The 23,319-nt window shown below is 67.9% G+C and carries 19 protein-coding genes; 6 read left to right on the top strand and 13 right to left on the bottom strand.

All coding sequences use genetic code 11. From position 1 onward, the window contains the following. Positions 1–30 precede the first annotated feature (30 nt). Together A9975_RS33085 and A9975_RS33090 are read left to right on the top strand one after the other, a co-directional pair. Positions 31–3,666, top strand: a complete 3,636-nt coding sequence (locus tag A9975_RS33085; protein WP_183036403.1) for a DNA translocase FtsK — start codon at positions 31–33, stop codon at positions 3,664–3,666. 34 nt (positions 3,667–3,700) lie between these two features. After that, positions 3,701–4,069: a cupin domain-containing protein gene (locus A9975_RS33090; RefSeq protein ID WP_255504160.1), complete on the top strand. Its 369-nt coding sequence runs from the start codon at positions 3,701–3,703 to the stop codon at positions 4,067–4,069. A 19-nt stretch (positions 4,070–4,088) separates the two neighbouring features. Here the strand turns inward: A9975_RS33090 and A9975_RS33095 are convergent, their stop codons facing one another. From A9975_RS33095 to A9975_RS33140, 10 genes are all read right to left on the bottom strand, one after another. Further along, the gene (locus A9975_RS33095) at positions 4,089–4,682 is read right to left on the bottom strand and encodes a peroxidase-related enzyme (RefSeq protein WP_183036404.1); all 594 of its coding nucleotides are present in this window, start codon (positions 4,680–4,682) and stop codon (positions 4,089–4,091) included. Further along, a complete protein-coding gene (locus A9975_RS33100; RefSeq protein WP_183036405.1) occupies positions 4,679–5,209 on the bottom strand; it encodes a CMD domain protein in 531 nt (176 codons plus the stop codon). The genes A9975_RS33095 and A9975_RS33100 overlap by 4 nt, the downstream gene beginning before the upstream one ends. A 45-nt stretch (positions 5,210–5,254) precedes the next feature. Further along, positions 5,255–6,553, bottom strand: a complete 1,299-nt coding sequence (locus A9975_RS33105) for an acyl-CoA thioester hydrolase/BAAT C-terminal domain-containing protein (protein WP_183036406.1) — start codon at positions 6,551–6,553, stop codon at positions 5,255–5,257. A gap of 12 nt (positions 6,554–6,565) precedes the next feature. Continuing rightward, complete coding sequence (locus A9975_RS33110) at positions 6,566–8,140, bottom strand: ABC transporter substrate-binding protein (RefSeq protein ID WP_183036407.1); 1,575 nt, start codon at positions 8,138–8,140, stop codon at positions 6,566–6,568. An 81-nt stretch (positions 8,141–8,221) separates the two neighbouring features. Then, the gene (locus A9975_RS33115; protein WP_183036408.1) at positions 8,222–9,259 is read right to left on the bottom strand and encodes an ABC transporter ATP-binding protein; all 1,038 of its coding nucleotides are present in this window, start codon (positions 9,257–9,259) and stop codon (positions 8,222–8,224) included. Continuing rightward, on the bottom strand, positions 9,256–10,266 hold the full coding sequence (locus tag A9975_RS33120) for an ABC transporter ATP-binding protein (protein ID WP_183036409.1): 1,011 nt from the start codon (positions 10,264–10,266) through the stop codon (positions 9,256–9,258). Before A9975_RS33120 ends, A9975_RS33115 begins: the two co-directional genes overlap by 4 nt. Beyond that, positions 10,263–11,195, bottom strand: coding sequence for an ABC transporter permease (locus tag A9975_RS33125; RefSeq protein WP_183036410.1), 933 nt, complete (start codon positions 11,193–11,195; stop codon positions 10,263–10,265). The genes A9975_RS33120 and A9975_RS33125 overlap by 4 nt, the downstream gene beginning before the upstream one ends. Then, a complete protein-coding gene (locus tag A9975_RS33130) occupies positions 11,192–12,178 on the bottom strand; it encodes an ABC transporter permease (RefSeq protein WP_183036411.1) in 987 nt (328 codons plus the stop codon). The genes A9975_RS33125 and A9975_RS33130 overlap by 4 nt, the downstream gene beginning before the upstream one ends. Further along, on the bottom strand, positions 12,175–13,671 hold the full coding sequence (locus tag A9975_RS33135) for an NAD(P)-binding domain-containing protein (RefSeq protein WP_183036412.1): 1,497 nt from the start codon (positions 13,669–13,671) through the stop codon (positions 12,175–12,177). The genes A9975_RS33130 and A9975_RS33135 overlap by 4 nt, the downstream gene beginning before the upstream one ends. After that, the gene (locus A9975_RS33140; protein WP_183036413.1) at positions 13,668–14,705 is read right to left on the bottom strand and encodes a LysR family transcriptional regulator; all 1,038 of its coding nucleotides are present in this window, start codon (positions 14,703–14,705) and stop codon (positions 13,668–13,670) included. The genes A9975_RS33135 and A9975_RS33140 overlap by 4 nt, the downstream gene beginning before the upstream one ends. 258 nt (positions 14,706–14,963) lie before the next feature. Here A9975_RS33140 and A9975_RS33145 point away from each other — a divergent pair, with 258 nt between their 5' ends. After that, positions 14,964–16,469, top strand: a complete 1,506-nt coding sequence (locus A9975_RS33145) for a glycine betaine ABC transporter substrate-binding protein (protein ID WP_183036468.1) — start codon at positions 14,964–14,966, stop codon at positions 16,467–16,469. Positions 16,470–16,475: 6 nt separating this feature from the next. On the opposite strand, the gene A9975_RS33150 is transcribed toward A9975_RS33145, so the two are convergent. Continuing rightward, a complete protein-coding gene (locus tag A9975_RS33150) occupies positions 16,476–17,891 on the bottom strand; it encodes a PLP-dependent aminotransferase family protein (RefSeq protein ID WP_183036414.1) in 1,416 nt (471 codons plus the stop codon). Between the two features lie 187 nt (positions 17,892–18,078). On the opposite strand from A9975_RS33150, the gene A9975_RS33155 reads away from it, so the two are divergent. The 3 genes from A9975_RS33155 (at position 18,079) to A9975_RS33165 (ending at position 21,597) form a co-directional block, all read left to right on the top strand. Further along, positions 18,079–18,264 (top strand): DUF2970 domain-containing protein, encoded by a 186-nt coding sequence (locus A9975_RS33155; protein ID WP_150990214.1) that lies wholly within the window; start codon positions 18,079–18,081, stop codon positions 18,262–18,264. Positions 18,265–18,401: 137 nt separating this feature from the next. Further along, the gene (locus tag A9975_RS33160; RefSeq protein ID WP_183036415.1) at positions 18,402–19,706 is read left to right on the top strand and encodes a cytochrome c; all 1,305 of its coding nucleotides are present in this window, start codon (positions 18,402–18,404) and stop codon (positions 19,704–19,706) included. Between the two features lie 37 nt (positions 19,707–19,743). Next, a complete protein-coding gene (locus tag A9975_RS33165) occupies positions 19,744–21,597 on the top strand; it encodes an NAD(P)/FAD-dependent oxidoreductase (protein ID WP_183036416.1) in 1,854 nt (617 codons plus the stop codon). Between the two features lie 24 nt (positions 21,598–21,621). Here the strand turns inward: A9975_RS33165 and speG are convergent, their stop codons facing one another. Together speG and A9975_RS33175 are read right to left on the bottom strand one after the other, a co-directional pair. Then, on the bottom strand, positions 21,622–22,164 hold the full coding sequence (gene speG / locus A9975_RS33170) for a spermidine N1-acetyltransferase (protein ID WP_183036417.1): 543 nt from the start codon (positions 22,162–22,164) through the stop codon (positions 21,622–21,624). 182 nt (positions 22,165–22,346) lie between these two features. Continuing rightward, entirely contained in the window at positions 22,347–23,132 is a 786-nt protein-coding gene (locus A9975_RS33175; RefSeq protein ID WP_220810964.1) for a TatD family hydrolase, read from the bottom strand. Positions 23,133–23,319 lie beyond the last annotated feature (187 nt).

Here is a 23,319-nt window from a genome sequence, read left to right on the forward strand (position 1 = left end):
CCCGAGGTATTTGATGATGGCGTTTCGATAATGGGTTTTGGCTGGTTCGGATTTTCGACCTTGTGGCTTGTGCCGCTGGTGTGGCGCCAGGTGGCGCGCCTGCTCGCCGGCGAGCGCCGGTTCTTCAGTGGACGCGGCACGCTGCGGGTATGGCTTGGCACGTTGATCGTGCTGTGCGCAAGCGCGTCGCTCGAAGCGCTGACCGGCGCGGCGGGCGAGGGCGGCATGGCAGGCAGCACGTCGGGTGGCAGCGCCGGGCGCGCGCTGGGCACCCTGGTTTCCGGCATGCTCGGCTGGAGCGCCAGCCTGCTGGTGATGTTGGGCGTGCTGGCCCTGGCCGCGCCGATGGTCTTCGGCGAAACCTGGCGCAGCCTGTTCCTGCGCAAGCCCAGCTTGCCGGAGCCTGACGAGGCCGAGCTGGCGCCCCAGCGCCCGCCCGCCCGCGCCGCGCGCGAACCGGACAGCTGGGAGACCACTCACCTCGGTGCCACGCACACCGCCGTGCCGGGCTCGACCGACTATGTGCCGCGCCACAAGGGCATCGAAGCCGTATCGGCGCGGCGCCAGCCGGTCTGGCAGCCGCCGGCGCGCACCCGCAATTCGCCGCCGCAGCCGGGCGAGATCTGGCTGCAGCAGGCCGGGCCGCCGGGCGCCGCCAAGCCGGAGGCCCCTGCGCCCGCATCGCCACCGCCTGCAGCCAAGCCGCCCGCCAGGCCGGCGCCGCTGCGCACCCCCAGCCAGCCGCAAGCGACTAGCCCGGCAGCCGCACGCTCTGCGTCCGTCGCTGCTGCTGGTGCCGCGGCGGCGGTGCAGGCCCGAGCAGCCAGTCCTGCCCCGGCTGCGGCTGCACGCGCGACCATGGCCAGCAGCCCGGTGCGCCAGCCGCAGATGAGCGCACGCTCTGCCATCACGACACTGCCGCAAGCCAATGTGCGACCGAGTGCGCAACACAGTGCGCAACCCGCCCAGCCCGTTGCAAAGAGCGGGACGACAGCTGCCGCGGTGCGGCCGCTCGTCACGCCGGTTGTCACGCCGGTTGTCATGCCGGTCGGGCAGGACGACGATGCGCGCAAGCACCGAAGCGAACAGGTTGCCACCGTGCCAGCGGCGCCGGCAGAGCCTGAAGAGCTGTCCGGCCAGGCGCAGGAAACGCAAGTGCTGGAGGCCGAGGCCGCCCCCGCTGTGGCGCCCGCCGAGCCGCGGCCTATGGCGGTGCTGTCCACCGAGGACATTGCCATTCCCGCCGCTGCAACCGCTGACGCCCCGCAGATTGCGCAGCCGCGCGCGGAATCCGCCGGCGAAGGCGCGACGCCCTCCGTGACGCTGGATGAACTCCGCCTGGAAGCCGAGGCGCTGATGGCGGAGCTGAGCGCACTGGCCAGCGCCTGGAAGTCGACGCGGCCTGCTGCTCCGGCGGCCGACGCGCAGCCGCAGCCGGAAGCCGCTCCTGCAGTTGCCGCGGTTGTCGCCGAGGCAGGCACCGATGTTGTCACCGGTGCCGCAAGCGAGGTAGCAGCGCCGGTTGTGGCTGAAGCCTCGATCGAAAGCCCGGCCGACGCAATCACCGAAGCAACAGCCGAAGCCAGCGACGAAGTCGTTGCCGAACCGTCCGCCGTGGATACCGAAGCAGCTGTCCCGGCCGGGCCCGAGGCGGTTGCCTTGCCAGAGGTTGTCCTGGCGCCCGAGGTGGACGAACCGGCAAAGCACCAGGAGCCGGAAGGCGCCGCTGAGCCGGCCGCGCGGGCCGAAGCAGAGCCGGAAGTAGAAGCACAAGCACAAGCCGAAAATATCCTGTTCGTTCAGGATGCCGAAGCTGACCTGAGGCTCGCAGGCGATCCCGAACCTGAAGCCGCAACTGAAGCCGAATCTCAAGAAGCCACGGAAGAGATCGCCGAAGGCGTTCTCGATGCCAACCTGCTGGTCGAGCACCGCAGCGAGGTTGGCGCTGCCAGCCCCGCGCCTGCGATAGAAGAAGCGCCGGCTCCGCTGCCCGAAGCACTGCCAGCTACGCCGCCGGCGCCCAAGCCGCGCATCGTGCTTCCGGCCGTGGTCGGCAAGGTGGTGGCGCTCGACGCGCCGGCAGCCGCCGTACCCGCCGCATTCGCCGTATCCACGGCACCCGCGGCCAGCGCCGTGCCGGCGTCGCAAGTCATTGCCGTCACGCCGCCGCCGTCCCGTATTTCGGACTACCGTTTGCCAGACCTGGCCCTGCTGGAATCCGCCACGGCAGACATCCAGCAGGTGACCGAGGAGCAGTTGCAGGAAACCGGCAACCTGATCGCGCAGCGCCTGGCGGAATTCAAGGTACCGGTGTCGGTGGTTGGCGCCTCGGCCGGCCCTGTCATCACGCGCTTCGAGGTGGATCCCGCCATGGGCGTGCGCGGTGCGCAGGTGGTCGGCCTGATGAAGGACCTGGCGCGGGCGCTGGGCGTGACCTCGATCCGCGTGGTCGAGACCATTCCCGGCAAGACCTGCATGGGGCTGGAGCTGCCGAACGCGCGGCGCCAGATGATCCGCCTGTCCGAGATCGTGGCCGCCTCATCGTTTCTCGCGCACAACTCGCACCTGGTGCTGGCGATGGGCAAGGACATCACCGGCAAGCCGGTGGTGACCGATCTCGCGCGCGCGCCGCACCTGCTGGTGGCCGGCACCACCGGCTCGGGCAAGTCCGTGGCGGTCAACGCCATGATCCTGTCCTTGCTGTACAAGGCCACGCCGGACGATGTGCGCCTGATCATGATCGACCCCAAGATGCTGGAGCTGTCGGTCTACGAAGGCATCCCGCACCTGCTGTCGCCGGTGGTGACCGACATGAAGCAGGCCGCGCACGCGCTGAACTGGTGCGTGGGCGAAATGGAAAAGCGCTACCGCCTGATGTCGGCGCTGGGCGTGCGCAACCTGGCTGGCTTCAACCAGAAGATCCGCACCGCCGAGGCCGCGGGCGAGCACGTGCCCAATCCGTTCTCGCTCACGCCCGATGCGCCCGAGCCGCTGCGCGCGCTGCCGTTCATCGTGGTGGTGATCGATGAGCTGGCCGACCTGATGATGGTGGCTGGCAAGAAGATCGAAGAACTGATCGCGCGGCTGGCGCAGAAGGCCCGCGCCGCAGGCATCCACCTGATCCTGGCCACGCAGCGCCCGTCGGTGGATGTGATCACCGGCCTGATCAAGGCCAACATCCCGACCCGGGTGGCTTTCCAGGTCTCGTCCAAGATCGACTCGCGCACCATCCTTGACCAGATGGGCGCCGAGAGCCTGCTGGGACAGGGCGACATGCTGTTCCTGCCACCGGGCACCGGCTATCCGCAACGTGTGCACGGCGCCTTTGTGGCCGATGACGAAGTGCACCGCGTGGTGGAGCACTGGAAGCAGTTCGGCGAGCCCGACTACGACGAGGCCATCCTCGCGGGCGATCCAGCCGAGGCCGCGGCGTCGGACCTGTTCGGCGAAGGTGGTGGCGATGTGGAAGCCGACCCGCTATACGACGAAGCGGCTTCCTTCGTGCTGACCAGCCGGCGGGCCTCGATTTCCGCCGTGCAACGCCAGTTGCGCATTGGCTACAACCGTGCGGCGCGCCTGATCGAGCAGATGGAAGTGGCGGGACTGGTCTCGCCGATGGGCCGCAACGGCGCGCGCGACGTGCTTGCGCCGGGCTCGGGCGATTGACGTTGGCGGCAGGCGTGCCGCCCAACCGGAGACGATGATGGATGCCAAGGGCAACCCGCCGCCTGTGCCACAGGGCAACCTGCTGGCACAGGTGCCGGTCGACCGGACTGCCGAGCGCTTCGAAGCCTTGCTGGAGCGGCCCGGCCTGAAGATCGAGCGCATTGTCTCGAACGGCCAGGCCAGCCCAGAGGGCTTCTGGTACGACAGCGCGCAGGATGAATGGGTGCTGCTGGTCAGCGGCAGCGCAGGCCTGCACCTGGATGGCGAGGCCGAGCCGCGCACGCTCGCGCCCGGCGACTACCTGCATCTGCCGGCGCATTGCCGGCATCGCGTGGCGTGGACGGATGCCGCCCAGTCTACGGTCTGGCTCGCGGTGCATTGCGAGCCGGCCGCGCAGGGCTGACCAGCGTCAGCGCCCTGCGTTAACTCTCCACAACCGGAAACACCGGCTCCCCCAGATTCAGCATCAACCGGTTTGCCCACGCAAAGATGGCGATCGAGTGGATCAGGTCGAGGATTTCGGCATCGCTCACGCCCACCTCGCGCAGCGCGCGCAAGGTATCGGCATTCACCGCATCCGGCCGCTCGGTCAGCGCGATCGAGAACTTCGAGATCGCCTGCTCGCGCGCGGTGGTGCCCGCCGTATGCGGGTCCTCGAACACCTGCGTGATCACATCGTTGCGCTTGGCCAGTTGCTCGAAGCGCTGGGCATGCACCGACGCGCAGTACACGCAGCCGTTGATGCGCGACACCACCGTGCTGGCCAGCTCACGCTCGGCGCGCGCCATGCCGCCGGGGGCGTACATGATGGCGTTGAAAGCAGTGGAGCGCTGGCGCAGGATTTCGGGCTGATGCACCAGGAACAGGTAGTAGTCCGATACCTTGGCCTTGGGATGGCTTTCTTCCAGCACCGCGATCTGCTCGGGCGTGGCCTGGTCCACCTGGACCACGTCCAGCCAGGCTTTCCAGTCGAGCACTTCGTTGGTGAAGCCGTTTGCCTTGATGGGTGCGCTCATGCTGCGGCCTCCTGGGATTGCAGGGTGTTCAGGGCCTTCAGGCCGGCTACCAGGCGCACCTGGTAGGACAGGAAGGCGATCAGCTGCGCCAGCGTTACCACCTCGGGCGTGGCCAGGCCGGCGGCGGGCAGGGCCTTGAGGGCGGCTTCGTCGCCCGCTACCGGGTTCTCGATCAGCGTGCGGGTGAAGGCGAGGATGGCACGCAGGCGCGGATCGGCCAGCGAATCCGGATTGCCTTGCCCGGCCACGGTGACCAGGGCGGCATCGGCGCCGGCTTGCGCCAGGCGCGCGCTGTAGTGCGCAACCAGTTCCGGCGCGGGCGTGAGGCGCGCGGCGTACAGCGCCACCAGCAGGCGCTCGGTCAGCGGCAGGCCGGGCAGGGCCGGGTCGAACAGCGCGTCATAGCTGCCTTGCGTGGCGGCGGCGACCTTCTCGCGCTGATGGCGCAGGGCGTGGGTGGCCGAGCCGGCGGCTAGGCCGGCTACGTTGTCCACCACGTCGGCGGTGACTGGATTGGTTTGGGTCATGATGGGGTTCTCGGTCTTGACTCAGTGATTTTGTTGTTCGGCAACTCAGGCTTGGCCTGTGTGGCGGGCCACGGCGCGCGCCAGGAAATCGCGCACGCCGATCCACGATTGCTCGTCCGCCACGGCATTGGCCGCCGCCGTGCCGCCCGTGGTGCTGATGCGTCCGGATACCGGATGCGCATAGACCATCTGGGTGGTCGGCACATACGGGAAGAGGATGGCGTGGCCGGCTTGCTCGAAATCAAGGTGCCTGACGTCGTGCGCATGCCCCGCTTCGGCCAGCTTGTCCGCTACCATGCGCGCATACAGGCTGGAAGGCCAGGAGCCGTCGTCGGTCCCCGACAGCAGCATCACCGGCCCGCGGATGGCCTCCACGCGGATGCGGGCGCGCGCCACTGCGTCGGGGTCTTGCAGCGCGGTCAGGATGGCGCGTTCATGCCGGTGGGGTGCCGGGCCCTCGTCAAAGGGCGCCCAGCTTGCCGTGCGGTTGCTCTCCCACACATGCGGCAGCGGCTTGCCGTGGTGCAGCCAGGCGGGGCCTTCGCGGCCGATGGCGGGATCGGCGGCGTTCTGGGCGCTGTGCACCACCGCGCCGGGCACGTAGCCGATCACAGCCGAGACCAGCTCGGGGAAGGTTGCGCCCAGCAGCAGCACAAGCTCGCCGCCGCGCGACTGGCCCGACAGCGCGATGAAGTCGCGCGCAGGCCGGACGTGCTCGCGGATCCAGTGCAGGCCGCGCTCGAAGTACTCCAGCGGCGTGTTGGAGATGTAGTCCGATAGGCCCGGCGCCTTGAAGTAGGCCAATGCCAGCGCGGCATACCCGCGCGAGGCGTAGAGCGCGGCGCGCGGTTCGTTGATGCCGCCGCCCGAGCCGTTGAGCACCATCACCGCCGGATGCGGGCCGGGGCCCGCGGGCAGGTAAAGCGTGCCGACCAGCCCGTCCTCGCGCACTTCCCGACGGGTCACGCCGGCAGCCGCCAGGCGCTGCACCAGTTCGCCGCGTGCTTGCGCGCCATCGGCCCGCACCGTGATCTCGGTCACCAGCGCCCGGGTGGCGTCAGCATGGAACTGCTCGCGGCTGTCGCTATCGACCGGGCGCTGCGACCACAGCAGGCCCATGGGGCTCACGCCCGCGTAGCTGCCCGACAGCGGCGCGTCGCGCTCCAGGTCCACGGTGCCGGTGGCGTCCGCCGCGAACGTGGCTTCGCTGGCCCAGGCAAGCTCCCGGCCCCGCAGCGTGCGCGTGGCGATGGCAATGGTTTCGCCGGGACGCAGTCCCGACACGGAAATCCGCCGCGCGACGTCGATCAGGTCGTCGGCCGGGGTGATATGAAGCTGTGCCATGTGCGCCCCGTCTTACTTGCCGTCGCGCGTGACCATCATCGCCGCGGTGCGGTCGCTGGTCATCGGCGCCACCTTCAGGCCCTTCCTGGCGGCCCAGATGTTCTGGTAGTGGTAGAGCGGCAGCACGCCCACGTCGTCCGACACCAGCTTGACCGAGCGGCGCAGCATGGCCTCGCGCTTGGGCACATCGAACTCGGCGGTGGATTCGTCCAGGGCCTTGTCCACGGCCGGGTTGCCGTAGTGGCCCCAGTTGGAGGCGCCCAGGCCTTTCTTGGCATCCACGGTGGCCAGCACGTTGACCAGCGCATAGCTGGCCTCGCCGGTGCCGTTGCCCCAGGCCAGCATGCTGACCGCATATTCGTTCTTGTTGGCGCGGCCAGAGTAGACCGACCAGGGCACCACTTCCACCTGGGTCTTGATGCCGATGCGGGTCCAGAACTGGGCAACCGCCTGCGCGGTCTCCGGGCCTTGCGGATAGCGGTCGTTGGGTGCATGGATGGTCAGCTTGAAACCATCCTTGAACCCGGCCTCGGCCAGCAGCTTCTTGGCTTGCTCCGGATCAAAGGGGATGTCCTTGACCTCCGGGTTGTAGCCGAAGGTGTTTTTCGGCATCCACTGGTTGGCCACGCTGGCGGTGTTCTGCAGGATGCGGCCCACCACCGCCTGCCGGTTGATGGCGAGCGACAGGGCGCGGCGCACACGTACGTCCAGCAGCGGGTTCTTTTCCAGCGGTTTGCCGGCGTTGTCAGTGATGTACGGATTGGGGCCGGGCTTGAAGCTCGGCTGCAGCAGCATCACGCGCAGGCCGGCATAGGGAAACACGCTGATGTTGGGCGATTGCTTGAGCTTGGCCAGGTCCGACACCGAGACTTTGTCGATCACATCGACGTCGCCGGACAACAGCGCGGCGGTGCGCGCCGGGCCGTTGTTGATGTAGCGGTAGCTGACTTGCTGCCAGGCCGGCTTGCCGCCCCAGTAGCCATCATTGCGCGCCATCATCACGCGATCGCCCGGCGTGTAGGAGATGAACTTGTACGGACCGGTGCCGACCACGGCGCGGCCGCTGTTGTAGTCCTCGGTGCTGGACTTCTCGCCGACGTGCTTGCTGACGATATGGATCGAGGCCAGGTTCAGGGGCAGATCCGGGTTCGGGATATTGGTCTTGATGACCAAGGTGTACGGATCCTTGGCATTCATCGACTCGATGGTGCGCAGGTAGCCCGCGTACGACGCCACGCTGCCCGGCACATTGCGCGCGCGCTGGTAGGAGAAGATCACGTCCTCCGCGCCGAAGGGCTTGCCGTCCTGCCATTTCACATCGCGGCGCAGCTTGAACTCCCAGGTCTTGTCGTCCAGCGCTTTCCACGACAGGGCCAGCCCCGGCTGCAGCTTGTTGTCCTTGTTCTCGATCAGCAGGTCCCAGAAATGCAGGTCGACGGAGCGGTCGCCGGCATGGTTGTTGAGCTGCGGGTCCAGCGAAGAAAGCGGATCGGCAAAAGCAATCGACAGGGACTGCGCGCAGGCCGCGCCGGCGCAGAGCATGGCGGCAACGGCGGCGCTGATCGAGAGGGACAGCAGGCGTTTCATGGGCAGGTTTCCTCGGGGCGTGAGAAGGGTTGAGAGGTGTGGCGCGGATTAGCCAACAGTTAGTCAACAGATGGCCAACCGTTAGCCACCCTCGTTAAGGTGGCAGGCGCTGACATGGTTCACGGCGATGCCGCGCAGGCGCGGCACCTCGGTCCGGCAGCGCGCCATGGCATGCGGGCAGCGCGGATGGAAGTGGCAGCCCGGTGGCGGTGCCAGCGGGCTGGGGATCTCGCCTTTGATGGCGGTGAAGGTCTTGTGGCGCGCGTCCAGGCGCGGGATTTCCGCCAGCAGCGCCTGTGTGTACGGGTGGTTGGGCTGCCGGAAGATGTCTTGCGTCGGCGCGCTCTCCACCACGCGGCCCAGGTACATGATGACCACGCGGTCCGATACATGCTCGACCACGCCAAGGTCGTGGCTGATAAAGAGATAGGTCAGGCCAAGCTGCTCGCGCAGGTCCATGAACAGGTTGAGCACCTGCGCCTGGATCGACACGTCCAGCGCGGCCACCGCTTCGTCGCACACCAGCAGTTCCGGCTGCACGGCCAGCGCGCGTGCAATGCCGATGCGCTGGCGCTGCCCGCCGCTGAACTGATGCGGGTAGCGCTGGCGCAGGGCCGGGTCCAGCCCGGCGCGCTCCAGTTGGGCGCTGACGTAGTCGTCGAAGCCGGCCGCGTCCACCAGGCCGTGCAGGCGCGCGCCTTCTCCGACGATGCGGTCCACGCGCAGGCGCGGGTTGAGGCTGGCGTACGGATCCTGGAACACCATCTGGATCTTTAGCCGCAGTGCGCGGCGGGCGCTGGCGTCCAGGCCCTCGATGCTCTGGCCGTCCACGCGGATTTCGCCCGCTGAAGGTTGCAGCAGGCCGGCCACCATGCGGCCAAGCGTGGACTTGCCGCAGCCGGATTCGCCGACCAGGCCGACCACTTCGCCACGGCGGATCTGCAGGTCCACGCCATCCACGGCGTGCGTGACCGGCGCGGGTGCCGACCAGCCCATGCGCTGCAGCGCGCGGCCAATGCGGCCGGGATGCTGCTCGCCAAAGCGCTTGGCGAGATGGCGGGCATCGATCAGGGCGGGCAATTGCGGCTGCTCGGCGGCAGCGTGTTCAGTCGGCTTCATGCGAACTCCGCGGCAATGGCCGGTTGGCCCGGATGGAAGCAGCGCACCTGGCGCAGGGCCTGCGGCGAGGTGATGGCGGGCGCCTGCGCGCACGCCTCGGAGACGCGCGGGCAGCGCGCCGCGAAGGCGCAGCCGGGCGGCATCGTCAGCAGGTTGGGCGTCATGCCGGGGATCTGGCGCAGCCGCTGGCCGCGCTGGTTCAGGCTGGGCAAGCTGCCGATCAGGCCGGCGGTGTAGGGGTGCAGTGGATGGTCCAGCACGGCATCGACCGGCCCTTGCTCGACGATGCGGCCGGCGTACATCACGGCGACCTCATCGGCCAGCCCGGCCACCACGGACAGGTCGTGCGTGATCCAGATCAGCGCGGTGCCATGCTGGCGCGCCAGCTTCTGCACCTCGGACAGGATCTGTGCCTGGATGGTGACGTCCAGCGCGGTGGTGGGCTCGTCGGCAATGATCAGGTCGGGCCGGTGCAGCATGGCGATGGCAATCGCCACGCGCTGGCGCATGCCGCCGGAGAGCTGGTGCGGATAGGCGCGCAGGCGCTCCTCCGGGCTGGGGACGCCCATCATGCCTAACGTGTCGCGCGCCAGTTCGCGCGCCTGTTTGTGGCTCGCCGGGCTATGCGCGCGCACCGCCTCGATCATCTGGGCGTCCACCCGCATCACCGGGTTTAGCGTCATCATCGGGTCCTGGAAGATCATCGCGATGCGGTTGCCCTGCAACTGGCGCAGCTGCGCAGGCCGCATGCTGGTCAGCTCGCGACCCTGGAACAGGATCTCGCCGCCGACAACGCGTCCCGGCGGATCCACCAGGCCCATGATGGAAAACCCCGTGACCGATTTGCCGGAGCCGGATTCGCCCACCAGCCCGAGAATGCGGCCACGCGGCACGGTGAAAGAGACGTCGTCGACTGCCGGCAGCACGCCGGCGCGGGTTTCGAAGTGCGTGCGCAGGTGGCGGACCTCCAGCGTCGGCACGGCGTTGTTGATGTCCGGCGCCGTCATTTCTGCAACCTCGGGTTGAGCACGTCGCGCAGGCGGTCGCCCACCAGGTTGATGGCCACCACCGTGACCAGCAGCGCGATGCCGGGGAAGAAGCTGATCCAGTACTCGTCAGACAGCATGAACTGGTAGCCGTTGGCAATCAGCAGGCCCAGCGAGGGCTCGGTCACCGGCACGCCCAGGCCAAGGAACGACAGGGTGGCCTCCAGCGTGATGGCACGTGCCACCTGCAGCGAGGCAATCACGATCAGCGGTGGCAGGCAGTTCGGCAGGATATGGCCCACCACGATGCGCCAGTTGGAAATACCCTGGCCGCGAGCGGCTTCCACGTACTCGCGCCGGCTTTCCACCAACGCCTGGCCGCGCGCGGCGCGGGCGTAGTAGGCCCACTCCAGGATCACGAGCGTGAGCACCACATTGGTCACGCCCTTGCCGAGGAAGGCCAGGATCATCATCGCGACCAGGATCGACGGGAACGACAGCAGCAGGTCCACGGTGCGCATGATCATGCTGTCCACGCGGCCGCCTGCATAGGCCGCCAGCAGGCCAAGCAGGGTGCCGATGACGCCGGCGATCAGCGCCGAGCCCACGCCCACGCTCAGGCTGATGCGCAGGCCGTAGAGGATGCCCGAGAAGATGTCGCGCCCCTGGCCGTCGGTGCCGAGCCAGTAGCTGTAGGTGCCAGTGCCGCTGGGCGTGCCGGGCGCGAGGCGCGCGTCCATGACGTCGAGCTGGAGCAGGTCATACGGATTCTGCGGCGTGACCAGCGGGGCAAAGACCGCGGCCAGCACCAGGGTCCCCAGCAGCACCAGGCCAAACACAGCGGTGCGCGAGGCGAAGAAATCCGCCGCCATCCGGCGCCACGGCGATTCGCGGCGCAGCGCCTGGGGCGCCGCCGGGGTGGTGGCAACGGGGTTGTCGATGGCGCTCATGTGGCGGCCTCCAGCCGCACGCGCGGGTCGAGCAGCTTGTAGAGAATGTCCACGATCAGGTTCAGCGTGACAAACAGGCACACCACCACGATCAGGTAGGAAACGATCACCGGGCGGTCGAGCGCGTTGATACTGTCGAGGATCAGCTTGCCAGCACCCGGCCAGGCGAAGATGCTCTCGGTTACCACCGCGAACGCGATGGTCGAGCCGAACTCCAGCCCCAGCACGGTGACCAGCGGAATCATCGTGTTGCGCAGCACATGGCCCAGCACCACGCGGATCGGCGACAAGCCCTTGGCGCGCGCGAACCTGACCCAATCCTGCGGCAGCACCTCGCGCACGCCGGCGCGGGTCAGCCGCAGCACCAGCGACACCTTGAACAGCGACAGGTTGATGGCCGGCAGGATCAGGTGGCGCAGGCCGTCGGCGGTCAGCCACGACCACGGCACGCCCAGCCACTCGGCGGTGGCGCCGCGCCCACCCGAGGGCAGCCAGCCCAGCCGCACGCTGAAGGCCATGATCAGCATCAGCCCGACCCAGAAGGTCGGCAGCGAGAAGCCGACGATGCTGCCTGTCATCAGCAAGCGCGACACCGGATGCTCGGGATACAGCCCGGCAAACAGGCCGCAGGGCACGCCCACGAGCACCGCCAGCAACAGCGCCGCCACGGCGAGCTCCAGCGTGGCGGGCAGCCGCTGCAGGATCAGCTCGATGGCGGGCACGTTATAGACAAAGCTGTTGCCCAGGTTGCCGTGCAGGGCGCCTTGCAGGAAGGCGAGATACTGGCGCCAGAGTGGCTGGTCCAGCCCCAGCCTGGCGATGATGCGCGCGCGCTCGACCTGGTCCACGTCCTGGCCGATCAGGATATCGACCGGGTTGCCGATCGCGTGCAGGCCGGCGAACACGATCACCGTCATCGCCAGCACTACCAGCAGCGATTGCGCCAGCCGCTTGGCCAGCCATCGGATCGGCCAGCGGCTCATGATGCGTTCGCCGCGTCGTTGGGCAGCGCCGGGGGTGGCCCGGCGGGGACCCACTCATCGCCGAACACCTCGGGCTCGTCGAAGGCTTCCATATTGGCGTAGTGCAGCGCCACGTCCTCCTGGTAGAGCAGCGCGGCGATGCCTTGGCCGAGGCGCCTGGCGCCGTCGCTGATGGCGGGGATGTCGCCCGATACGGTGCCGTGCGTCAGCGCGGCCGGATAGCAGAAGCAGTGGATGCGCGACAGGCCAGGGCATGCGTGCGTCGTCTTTTCCAGGAATTCGAAGGCTGGGCCGAGGTCCGGCGAGTCCGACAGTTCCTGGTCTTCCTGCCCCGCGGCCGGCGTGTAGCGGTCGCGCCAGTAGCGGATATGGCGGGCGAAGGCGCTGAACTCCTCGCGCGTTTCCAGCGCGATGCGAAAGCCCGTGGAGAAGATCAGGAAGTCCAGCTCGAACGCGCCCTTGGGCGTATGCACCAGCAGCGCGTCGCCGGCCTGTTCGATGCGCTCGATGGGGCAGGCGAGGTTGAAGCGCGCGTTCTCGTGCCGGGAGACGCGCAGCGTGCTGCCGCGCGGCGGTGGCACTTGCTGCGCGTTGATGTAGTGGCGGATGCGCCATTTCCAGTCATCCGGCAGGCTCGGGTGGCCATGCGTGAGGCCGGGGTTGCCCGCGCCCTTGCCCTTGTTGACGCGCGGGATGTCGGCACGCCGGATCAACAGGTCCACGCTGGCCGCGCCCGCTTCCAGCGCGGTGGCGGCGCTGTCCATGGCCGACGCGCCGGCGCCGATCACGCCCACGCGCTTGCCACGCAAGGTGTCGTAGTCGAACACATCGCTCGAGTGCGCCCAGCGCGAGCGCGGCAGGTCCTGCGCGAAGGGCGGCACATGCGCGCCGCCCAGGCCGTCACGGCCGGTGGCCAGCACCACGCGGCGCGCCAGCACGCTCAGCGCGCCGGCGGGCGAGCGGATTTCCAGTGCCACCATGCCATCGGGGCGGGGCACCACACGCTCGACCACATGTTCGTTGCGCACGTCCAGGTCCAGCACCCGGCGGTACCAGCGCAGGTAATCCATCCATTGCAGGCGTGGGATCTTGTCCAGCGCTTCCCAGGCGTTGGTGCCGAACTGCGCCTCGAACCAGGCGCGGAAGGTCAAGGCGGGCAGGCCGAGCGCGGGGCCGGTGAGTTGCTTGGGCGAGCGCAGCGTTTCCATGCGCGCGGTGGTGGCCCATGGGCCTTCGAAGCCTTCCGGCGAACGATCGAAGATGCGCGCGTTGATGCCCAGGTGCTTGAGCGTAGCCGCCGCGGCCATGCCGGCCATGCCGCCGCCGATCACGGCAACGTCCAGCACCGGCTCGCCGTCATGCGTGCGCGCCACGGTCCAGCTTTTGGCCGGGAGTTCCAGCCAGGACAGGTCTTGGCGCAGGCGCGCTTCCAGGGCGGCAAGGCCGGCGGCGTTGGCGGCGGCGGCCGGGAAGGTGTCAGCGGGCGAGTTCATAGGTCGGTGTGTTCCGTGTCGTAGGGCGTGCCGGCGGCCGGCTCGGTGGCGGTGGCGTCGCCATACAGTGCTTGCAGCAGCGCGCCGTGCTGTTCCGGGCCGCGCTGGGCGAAATCCGGCAGCAGCGCGCGGGCCGCGTCGGCCAGCGTGTCGATCAGCGCCAGCACCGCCGCGCTGGCCGGCCTGGCCTGCGGGGTGATCACGCCAAAGTAAAAGGGAATGTCGGCATCGATCGGGCGCACCACGATATCGGCCAGTGGCACGCCGCGCGCGGTCACTGGCTCCAGCACGGCGATGCCCAGCCCGGCGCGCACGGCGGTGAGCGCATTGAGCGAGGAGTTGGTGTCGATCAGCGCGGCCGGCTCCACCCCGGCGCGTGCAAACGCCTCGTCCAGGCGGCGGCGCAGCCGGTAGGGATTCTGCATGGTGACGATGCGCCGGCCGCTGCAGGCGGACAGCGGAATCGTGGCCAGCGCCGCCAGGGGATCGTCGGCACGCACCGCGGCCACGCAGGCAGCCTGTCCGATCCAGTGCACGGTGACGCCGCGATGCTCCAGCGGCAGGCTGGTCAGGCCGATCTCGGCCGCGCCGGTCAGCACTGAATGCACGACCTTTTCGGGGGAGGCGCTATTGATATGGATGTGGCTGGCGTGGGCTGCCCCGCTTGCCGAGCCGGCCGTCGCATGGTCCGGCTGATGGCCGGCCAGGGCCAGGGGCAATAACCCGGCCGCAAGGGCTGGCGTGGCCGCGATCTGCAGCGAGCGGTTTTCCTCGCGGGCGATTTCGGCGGCGCGGGCGCGGATCTGCTGCAGGCCAACCAGCGCGTGCTCCACGTCCTCGTACAGCAGGAAGCCGCGCTCGGTCGGGCTGACGCGCGGCCCGCTGCGGGCGAACAGGGCAAAGCCGATCTCGCTTTCCAGCTCCTGGATCAGGCGCGTGATGGCCGGCTGGGAGCGCCCCAGCAGGCGCCCGGCGGCGGTCACGCTGCCGCTGGTCATGACTGCCGCGAAGGCTTCCAGTTGCCGGATTTCCATGGGGGCCCGAGTTGCTGATGCTATGTATGTGTTTTGTGGATTCTCACCCCGCCAGCATTCGGATTGCAAATACTATTTTCGTATGTGCTCATGCGGCACAAAGTGGGTGCGCGCCGGCGTCGCCGTCGCGGCCATGCACGTATCATGTGATGAACCGGCCCAGCAGTCCGCGTGCCATGCACCATGCTCAGGAGAGCGCTTCATTTGACCTTGCAACCCGGAATCCCCCGCCGTACCGAGCCTCGGCTGGCCTTGCTCCTGTGCTGGGCATTGGCCTGTCTGTCGCTGCTGGCCACAGCCGGCACGGCCCGCGCCGATACCCTGCGGGTCGGCTCCAAGCGCTTTACCGAGTCCTACATCCTCGGCGAGGTGCTCACCCAGACCGCCGCGGGCAAAGCCAGTGCGCAGCACACGCCCGGCCTTGGCAATACGGCGATCGTGTTCGAGGCGCTCAAGGCCGGCAGCATCGACCTCTATCCCGATTACACCGGCACCGTTTCCAGTGAAATCCTCAAGCTGCCCGCCGGCGCCAGCCTGGCGCAGATCAACCAGGCGCTGGCGCCGCTGGGCCTGGCGGCGGGGATTCCGCTTGGCTTCGAGAACACCTATGCGCTTGCCATGGAGGAGCAAAAGGCCCGGCAGCTCGGGCTGGCGGCGCTGGGCGACCTGGCCACGCAGCCGCAATTGCGCCTCGGGCTGTCGCATGAATTCCTGGGCCGGGCGGACGGCTGGCCCGGGCTGGCACGGCGCTACGGCTTGCCCCAACGGCCCTTGGGGCTGGACCACGGCGTGGCCTACGAAGCCCTGGCCAACGGGCAGGTCGACGCCATCGATATCTATTCCACCGATGCGAAGATCCGCAAATACGGTCTGCGCGTGCTGACGGACGACCGCCATTACTTCCCCCGCTATGACGCCGTGGTGCTGTACCGACTGGACCTGCCGCAGCGCTTCCCGGCCGCCTGGCAGGCATTGACGGGGCTGGCCGGCAAGGTGAGCGCGGCGGACATGATCGCCATGAATGCCGCGGCGGAACTGGACGGGCAGTCCTTTGCAACCGTGGCGCGGGCTTTCCTGGCGCATGGCAACGCTGGCGTGGCGGATGCAACGGCGGGCGCGCGGGCAGGCCTCGCCGGCACCTTGTTCGGGCGCGATACCTTGCGGCTGACCTGCCGTCACCTGGCCCTGGTGCTGGGCGCGGTTGGCGCGGCCACCTTGCTGGGCGTGCCGCTGGGCATCATCGCTGCACGCCGGCAGCGGCTGGGGCAGGTGCTGATGGCCACGGTGAGCGTGCTGCAGACCGTGCCGTCGCTGGCCTTGCTGGCGATGCTGATCCCGCTGCTGGGGCGCATCGGCGTGTGGCCGGCAATGGTGGCGTTGTTCCTCTATGCGCTGCTGCCCATTGTGCGCAACACGCTGACTGGCCTTCAGCAGGTGCCAGCCGGCATGCGCGACGCGGCGCGTGCCCTGGGCTTCACGCCCGGCCAGGTGCTGCGCTATGTGGAGCTGCCGCTGTCGATGCCCGTGCTGCTGGCTGGCATCAAGACCGCCGCCATCATCAGCGTGGGTACCGCCACCATAGCCGCCTTCGTCGGTGCCGGCGGCTATGGCGAGCGCATCGCCACCGGGCTGGCGCTGAACGACCATGTGCTGCTGATGGCGGGCGCCATCCCGGCGGCGGTGCTTGCGCTGCTGGTGCAAGCCGGCTTCGAGCTGGGGGAATGGTATCTGGGCAGGCATGCCCGGGGTGGAACGGTAACCTGACGCGCCCTATTGCAATTGCGCCTTCGCCAGTTCGCCCAGCTTGGCCACGGCGGCTTCCATGGCATCGCTCCACAGGTGGCCATAATTCAGCCGGATGCAGTTGCGGTAGCCTTGGCGCGCGGAGAAGATCGGGCCCGGCGCGATGCCGATGCCATGTTCCAGCGCGGCGCGATGCAGCGCGAGCGCATCGAATCCGGCCGCAAACTCCACCCACAGGAAGTACCCGCCGGCGGGCTGCGAGACCCGCACGTTCTCCGGGAAATGCCGGCCGATGGCCGCGATCAGCTGGCCCTGCTGCATCTCCAGCAGATGGCGCAGGCGCCGCAGGTGCTTGTCATAGCCGCCGTTCTGCAGGTACTCGGCCAGCGCCACCTGCGTGGGCACGCCCGCCGACAGCGTGGTCATCAGCCGCAGCCGCTTGATCGCCTCGCCATACCGCCCGGGGGCCACCCAGCCCACCCGGAAGCCTGGCGCCAGTGTCTTGGAAAACGAGCTGCAGTGCATGACCAGCCCTTCCTGGTCGAAGGCCTTGGCGGGCAGGGGGCAGCGATTGCCGAAATACAGCTCGCCGTAGACGTCATCCTCGATCAGCGGTACGCGGTGGCGCGCCAGCAAGGCTACCAGCGCCTGCTTCCTGGCCTCGGACATGCTCGCGCCCATTGGATTCTGGAACTGCGTCATGAACCAGCAGGCCTTGATCGGATGGCGCTGGAGCGCGGCATCCAGCGCGTCCAGGTCGATGCCTTCGCGCGGGTCTACCGGGATCTCCACCGCCCGCAGGCGCAGCCGCTCCAGCGCCTGCAGCGCGGCATAGAAGCCGGGGGACTCGATCGCCACCACGTCGCCGGGCTGGGTCACCGCCATCAGGCACAGATTCAGCGCTTCCAGGGCACCGTTGGTGACGATGATCTCGTCGGTGGGCTGCGGCGCGCCCGCGCCGAGATAGCGCAGGCCGATCTGCTGGCGCAGGGCAAGGTGCCCGGCGGGCATGTCGTTGACGGAATACCAGGGATCGAGCTCGCGCCCGGCCCGGGCCAGCGATTTGCCCAGCCGCTCCCAGGGGTACAGCTCGGGCGAAGGGAAGGCGGAGCCAAGCTGGACGAGCTGGGGATCGCGCGCGGCGTCCAGCACGGAGAAGACCAGCTTGGAAATATCGACGTCGGTCGAGACCTGGTGCGAGGGGCGCGCGGCCGGTTGCGGCAGCGGCCGGCCGACCTGGCCGGTCACGTAATAGCCGGAGCGCTCGCGTGCCCGCACCAGGCCGCGCTCCTCCAGCCGGTAGTAAGCCTGGAACGCGGTGGCGGGGCTCACGCCGAATTGGGTCACCGTCTTGCGGATCGACGGCATCTTGGTGCCGGGCGGCAGGTTGCCGTTGCGGATGTCCTTGGCCAGCGTTTCCGCCAGTTCTTCGTAGCGCTTCATTGGGGCAGGGGGCGTTGCCGTGGCGTAGCGATGAGCGCAGTATCAGGCGCACAAACTGATACGCAAAATTATCGCAGATCTGATTCTGTTATTCCTTGCCAGCCGACGCCATAATCCTCCGTAACTACCAAAAGCCAAAGCGCCGCAAGGTCACGCGGCGGTTGGCAAGCATGTAAGGAAGAGCGAAATGAACCCCTTGAGATTGGTGCTGACGGTGTTGTGGGGATTCTTTGGCCTGCGCAAGGGCCAGGAACATATGCGTGACCTGCAGGCGGTGCGGCCGGTGCCGTTGATCCTGACGGGGGTGGCGCTGGCGGCGGGGCTGGTGCTGCTGCTCGTGTCGCTGGCGCACTGGGCGGTGACCCACGCCTGAGCCGCGAGCCCGCCAATTTCTACCGTGCCCAAGGGGCCATCCAGGCCCGCCATCACGAAGTACAGCCCGCCGCGTGCGGGCTGTGCGCGTTCGCCGTACTGAATGCCATTGCGGCGCTTAAAACGATAAACAGCCCCATGAGCCTTGCCACAAGGCGGTTTTCCGCTACCGTTGCCTTTGCTGTCCTATTGCTGGCGCCATGCTTCGCGGCGGCGGCTGACGCCTCCGGTGCCGCGCAGATCGAGCGCGGCCGCTACCTGACCAAGGTTGCCAATTGCGCGGCCTGCCACACCAGCGCCGGCGGCGCGCCGTTTGCCGGCGGCTTGCCGTTGAAGACCGGCGTCGGCACCGTCTACTCGACCAACATCACGCCGGACGTGGACAGCGGCATTGGCGCTTACTCGTTCGAGGAATTCGACCGCGCGCTGCGCGAGGGCGTGGCCAGGCATGGCAAGCGGCTGTATCCAGCCATGCCTTACCCGTCCTACGCCAAGCTCGCCGAGCCGGATGTGCAGGCGCTATACGCTTATCTGCGCACCGAAGTGAAAGCCGTGCGGCAACAAACCGCCGAGCCCGAGATGCGCTGGCCGTTTGGCATGCGCTGGCTGCTGCGCGTCTGGAACTGGCTGTTCCTGGAGTCCGGCCCGGTTCCTGCCAATGCGGGTCAGAGCGTCGCGTGGAATCGTGGGGCTTACCTGGTCCAGGCGGTGGCCCACTGCGGCGCATGCCATACGCCGCGCGGCATGCTGATGGCCGAGAAGGGACTGGACGAGCGCAGCCGGCACTTCCTGGCCGGTGCCAGTGTGGAAGGCTGGGCCTCCACCAACCTGCGCGGCGATCCGCGCACCGGGCTGGGCAGTTGGTCGCGCGAGGACATTGCCGAATACCTGCATACCGGCCGCAATGCGCATGCGACTTCCTTCGGGCCGATGTCCGAGGTGATTGCGTCGTCCACGCAGTTCATGACACGCCCGGACCTCGATGCCGTTGCGGTGTACCTCAAGTCCGTGCCCGGCGCGCGCAGCGACGAAACGCCGTATGCCTATGACGCCAATACCGCCGACACGCTCGCGCAGGGCCGTTTCGATGCCACCGGCGCGCGTCAGTACGCCGAGTTCTGCATGCCTTGCCATGGCGCCAACGGCAAGGGCTTTGCCCGCGTTTTCCCGCCGCTGGCGGGCAATCCCACCGTGGTGGATCCCGATCCGGCCTCGCTGGCCAACCTGCTGCTCGATGGCGCCGTGACAGCGCACGTGGGCACCGCGGCCACCGATTACCACATGCCCGGCTATGGCTGGACGCTGGACAACCAGGAACTGGCGAATGTGCTGACCTTTATCCGCACCGGCTGGGGCAACCAGGCCAGCCCGGTCACGGAAGCAACTGTCGCCGCCCGCCGCGCCGCGCTCGGGCGCCAGCGCGACGCCGCCGAATCCCGTTGAGCCCGCGCGCCACCTACATCAAGCGAATCCTATTGCCATGACCATCACGCGCAGAGATTTCCTCAACGGCGCTGCACTCACCATTGCCGCGGGGCTGGCGCCGTCCCAGCTATTGCAAGCCGCCGAACGCAGTGCCGGCTACCCGCCCGCGCTGACCGGGCTGCGCGGCAACCATGCGGGCACCTATACGCTCGCGCACAGCCTGGCGCGTGAGGGCGCGAAGTATCCCGCCGTCATGGCGCGCGAAGCCTACGACCTGGTGGTGGTGGGTGGCGGGCTCAGCGGGCTGGCAGCCGCGTGGTTCTACCAACGCCGCTTTGGCGCCGGCAAGCGCATCCTGATCCTGGACAACCACGACGATTTTGGCGGGCACGCCAAGCGCAACGAGTTCACCGTGCGCGGGCAGAAGCTGGTGACGTACGGCGGCAGCGCCGAGATGCCATCGACCGCGCTGGACAGCCGCGCGGTGGCCACGCTGCTGGCCGGCCTAGGTGTAGACGCGAAGCGCCATCAAGCCGCCGAACGCGACCCTTACCGCGAACTGGGCATGGGCCGCTCGGTGTTCTTCGACCAGGAGCATTTCGGCCGGGACCAGTTGCTTGCCGGCGATCCGTTTGCGGGGCTGATCGATGGCCGCAATGGGATAGCTGCGCAGGGGATAGGCACGCAGGCTGTCGATGCCGCCGCCTTCAAAGCCTTCCTCGACAAGGCGCCGTTGCCCCAGCAAGACCGCGCCGCGCTGGCGCGGCTGGCCGACGGCGGCACGGATTACCTGGCCGGCATGAGCGAAAGCGAGCGGCTGGCCTACCTGAAGCGCACCAGCTACGCGGCGTTCCTGCGCGAGAAGGCCGGCCTGGGGCTGGATGGCCAGCGCTTTTTCCGCAGCCGCAGCAACGATGCCTATGCGCTCGACGCCGACGGCGTATCCGTGTTCGACGCGCTGGCCATCGGCCTGCCGGCGGGCAAGAACATGCCACCGCCGAGCCTGAATCCGCGCCTTGGCAAATCGCCCGCGTCAAAGCTCTGGTTTGCCGATGGCAACGCCACGCTAGCGCGGCTGCTGGTGCAGAACCTGATCCCGGGCGTGGCAAGCATCGCCAGCCCCAATGCCATCGGCGCGGCCAGCTTCGACTACAGCCGGCTCGATGCCGAGGATGCAAAGGTGAGGGTGCGGCTGAACAGCACAGCCATCGCCATCGAGCCCGACCAGCGCATCACGCGCGTGACCTACGGCTGGAACGGGAACCTGCACCGGGTCGAAGCCGCGCATGTGGTGCTGGCGGGCTACAACATGATGATCCCGTTCATCATGCCCGGCCTGCCGGACGCACAAAAGCAAGCTTTACGCTCCGACGTGAAGGCGCCCGTGGTCTACACCAAGGTGGCGCTGGACAACTGGCGTGCCTTCGAGGCGCTCAAGACCAGCCGCATCCACGCGCCGGCCATGGCCTACACCGATCTGTGGCTGGAGAAGCCAGCCGGCGCGCGTGCGGCCGATCCGGTGGTGCTGCATATGCTTTATGTGCCCACCGTGCCGGACAGCGGCATGCAGGCGCGCGAGCGCTTTCGCGCGGGGCGCGCCTTCTTGCTGGGTACGCCGTTCAGCGAGCTGGAGAAGGGCGTGCGCAGCCAGCTCGATCGCATGCTGGCGCCAGGTGGCTTTGCCGGCAAGGACGTCATCCGGGGCATCACCGTCAACCGCTGGGCGCACGGTTACAGCTATATGCCCAATAGCTTGTTCGAGGAAGAGGCGGCGGCGCAGGCCGTGCTGGATCGCTCGCGCGCCCGCGCTGGCAATGTGGTGATCGCCAATAGCGATAGCGCGGGCAGCCCGTCGTTGACGTCCGCCATTGATCAGGCGTGGAGGGCGGTGGGCGAGCTGGCTGGCTGATGGGGGACGCGCGGCAGCGGTGGTTCAGCGCTGCCGTGGTCGCGACGCGAGGTAGTCGCGCTGGAATGCGCACATGCGTAGCGCGTTGTGATACGCGCCATAGCTGAAGAATTCTTCCCGCAGCTCGCCCTCACGCTGGAAGCCGCATTTCTCGTAGATGTGGATCGCCTTTTCGTTCTGCACGTCCACGATCAGGAACAGCTTGTGCAGGTTCAGCACCATGAAGGCGTAGTCCATGGCAAGCCGTGTGGCCGTGCTGGCATAGCCGCGGCCCTGGCTGGCGGGTGCCACGATGATCTGGAACTCGCCGCGCCGGTGGATATGGTTCAACTCCATCAGCTCGACCAGGCCGACGGCCTCGCCGTCCAGGTTCTCGCAGATAAAGCGGCGCTCGCGCTGGTCGTGCACGTGGCGGTCGTATAGCTGCGACAGCTCGGTGAAGGTCTCGTACGGTTCCTCGAACCAGTAACGCATGATCTTGGCGTCGTTGTTGAGGCTGTGGACGAAATGCAGATGGCTGCGCTCCAGCGGGCGCAGGAGCAGGTTTTGGCCGGTTTCGGTCACCATCGGTGGGCCTTTCTTGATTGTTCTTCGATTGATGGGTCGGCCCAAGCCACCGTGAATCGGTCGGAGAAACAAGACTGGCCGGGCGAAGGCCTTTTGGACTCGCCCGGCTATGGGCGGGTTCCAGTGTAATGCGGGCACGTTCAGGCGCAAAGCTTGAAGTGACTGGTGTGGGGCGGAGCGGATCAGGCCGGAATGCCAAACAGGCGGCGGCTGTTGCGGGTGCACTGTTCCGCCACTTCGCGCATGCTCAGTCCCTTCAACTCGGCAACCGCTTGCGCGATCCACGGAAGATTGGCGGGCTCGTTGTAAGGCCGCCGGTTCTTGTGGTTTTTCGGGCCGAGATAGGGCGCGTCCGTCTCCAGGTGCAGGTGCTCGAGCGGGATGGCTTGCACGGCCTCCCGCAGCGCCTGGCCGCGCTTGATATCCGTGACCCAGCCGGTGATGCCGATGTCCAGGCCTAGCGCGACGAAAGTGGCTGCTTCATCGGCTGCGCCGGTGAAGCAGTGCACCACGCCATGGGCGCCCGCGCGCACGGCGGGTGCGACCATGGCGTAGAAATCGTCGAAGGCGTCCCGGCAATGGAGGAACAGTGGCTTCTTCCAGCGCACCGCCGCCTCGAGCTGTGCCTCGAAGGCGTGGCGCTGGTCGGCTGGCGTAGAGAAGTTGCGGTTGTAGTCCAGCCCGCATTCCCCGATCGCCACCACGTCAGGGCTCTCCCAAAGCGCCTGGAGGGACTGCAGGGCCGTTGGCGACCAGTCCTTGGCGCTGTGCGGGTGAATGCCGGCCGTGGCAAAGAGGAAATGGGGATGCCGGCTGGCCAGGTCGCGTGCCTTTCGGCTTGATTCCAGCGAGGTGCCGGTGGCAAGGATGCCGACCACGCCCGCTGCCGTGGCCCGCTCCAGGATCACGGCGGTGTGCGGCGCAATCTGAGAGGAGTGGAAGTTCACGCCAATGTCGATCAGGTGCATGTCTCTGGCTAAGGGATGGGGTGGCTGGTGGTTCAGCAGGTATGCAGTCTAACCTCTTGAATATCATGTCCGTGCGCCCTTCTTAATGTTCCACATACGGAACAATATTAGAATAATGGCAACCACTGTTCTCTCTGCGGCACATTATCTTGATCGATCTTTCTGTTTCATATAAAGTACATTAAAT

Origin of the sequence: Cupriavidus sp. UME77 (assembly GCF_014170355.1) — a bacterium.
Classification (GTDB): Bacteria; Pseudomonadota; Gammaproteobacteria; order Burkholderiales; family Burkholderiaceae; genus Cupriavidus; species Cupriavidus basilensis.

Bases quoted from the DNA above. Each gene is read 5' to 3' on its own strand.
- A9975_RS33085 (WP_183036403.1), top strand. From the start codon at position 31: ATGGGTTTTGGCTGGTTCGGATTTTCGACCTTGTGGCTTGTGCCGCTG.
- A9975_RS33090 (WP_255504160.1), top strand. From the start codon at position 3,701: ATGATGGATGCCAAGGGCAACCCGCCGCCTGTGCCACAGGGCAACCTG.
- A9975_RS33095 (WP_183036404.1), bottom strand. From the start codon at position 4,682: ATGAGCGCACCCATCAAGGCAAACGGCTTCACCAACGAAGTGCTCGAC.
- A9975_RS33100 (WP_183036405.1), bottom strand. From the start codon at position 5,209: ATGACCCAAACCAATCCAGTCACCGCCGACGTGGTGGACAACGTAGCC.
- A9975_RS33105 (WP_183036406.1), bottom strand. From the start codon at position 6,553: ATGGCACAGCTTCATATCACCCCGGCCGACGACCTGATCGACGTCGCG.
- A9975_RS33110 (WP_183036407.1), bottom strand. From the start codon at position 8,140: ATGAAACGCCTGCTGTCCCTCTCGATCAGCGCCGCCGTTGCCGCCATG.
- A9975_RS33115 (WP_183036408.1), bottom strand. From the start codon at position 9,259: ATGAAGCCGACTGAACACGCTGCCGCCGAGCAGCCGCAATTGCCCGCC.
- A9975_RS33120 (WP_183036409.1), bottom strand. From the start codon at position 10,266: ATGACGGCGCCGGACATCAACAACGCCGTGCCGACGCTGGAGGTCCGC.
- A9975_RS33125 (WP_183036410.1), bottom strand. From the start codon at position 11,195: ATGAGCGCCATCGACAACCCCGTTGCCACCACCCCGGCGGCGCCCCAG.
- A9975_RS33130 (WP_183036411.1), bottom strand. From the start codon at position 12,178: ATGAGCCGCTGGCCGATCCGATGGCTGGCCAAGCGGCTGGCGCAATCG.
- A9975_RS33135 (WP_183036412.1), bottom strand. From the start codon at position 13,671: ATGAACTCGCCCGCTGACACCTTCCCGGCCGCCGCCGCCAACGCCGCC.
- A9975_RS33140 (WP_183036413.1), bottom strand. From the start codon at position 14,705: ATGGAAATCCGGCAACTGGAAGCCTTCGCGGCAGTCATGACCAGCGGC.
- A9975_RS33150 (WP_183036414.1), bottom strand. From the start codon at position 17,891: ATGAAGCGCTACGAAGAACTGGCGGAAACGCTGGCCAAGGACATCCGC.
- A9975_RS33155 (WP_150990214.1), top strand. From the start codon at position 18,079: ATGAACCCCTTGAGATTGGTGCTGACGGTGTTGTGGGGATTCTTTGGC.
- A9975_RS33160 (WP_183036415.1), top strand. From the start codon at position 18,402: ATGAGCCTTGCCACAAGGCGGTTTTCCGCTACCGTTGCCTTTGCTGTC.
- A9975_RS33165 (WP_183036416.1), top strand. From the start codon at position 19,744: ATGACCATCACGCGCAGAGATTTCCTCAACGGCGCTGCACTCACCATT.
- speG (WP_183036417.1), bottom strand. From the start codon at position 22,164: ATGGTGACCGAAACCGGCCAAAACCTGCTCCTGCGCCCGCTGGAGCGC.
- A9975_RS33175 (WP_220810964.1), bottom strand. From the start codon at position 23,132: ATGCACCTGATCGACATTGGCGTGAACTTCCACTCCTCTCAGATTGCG.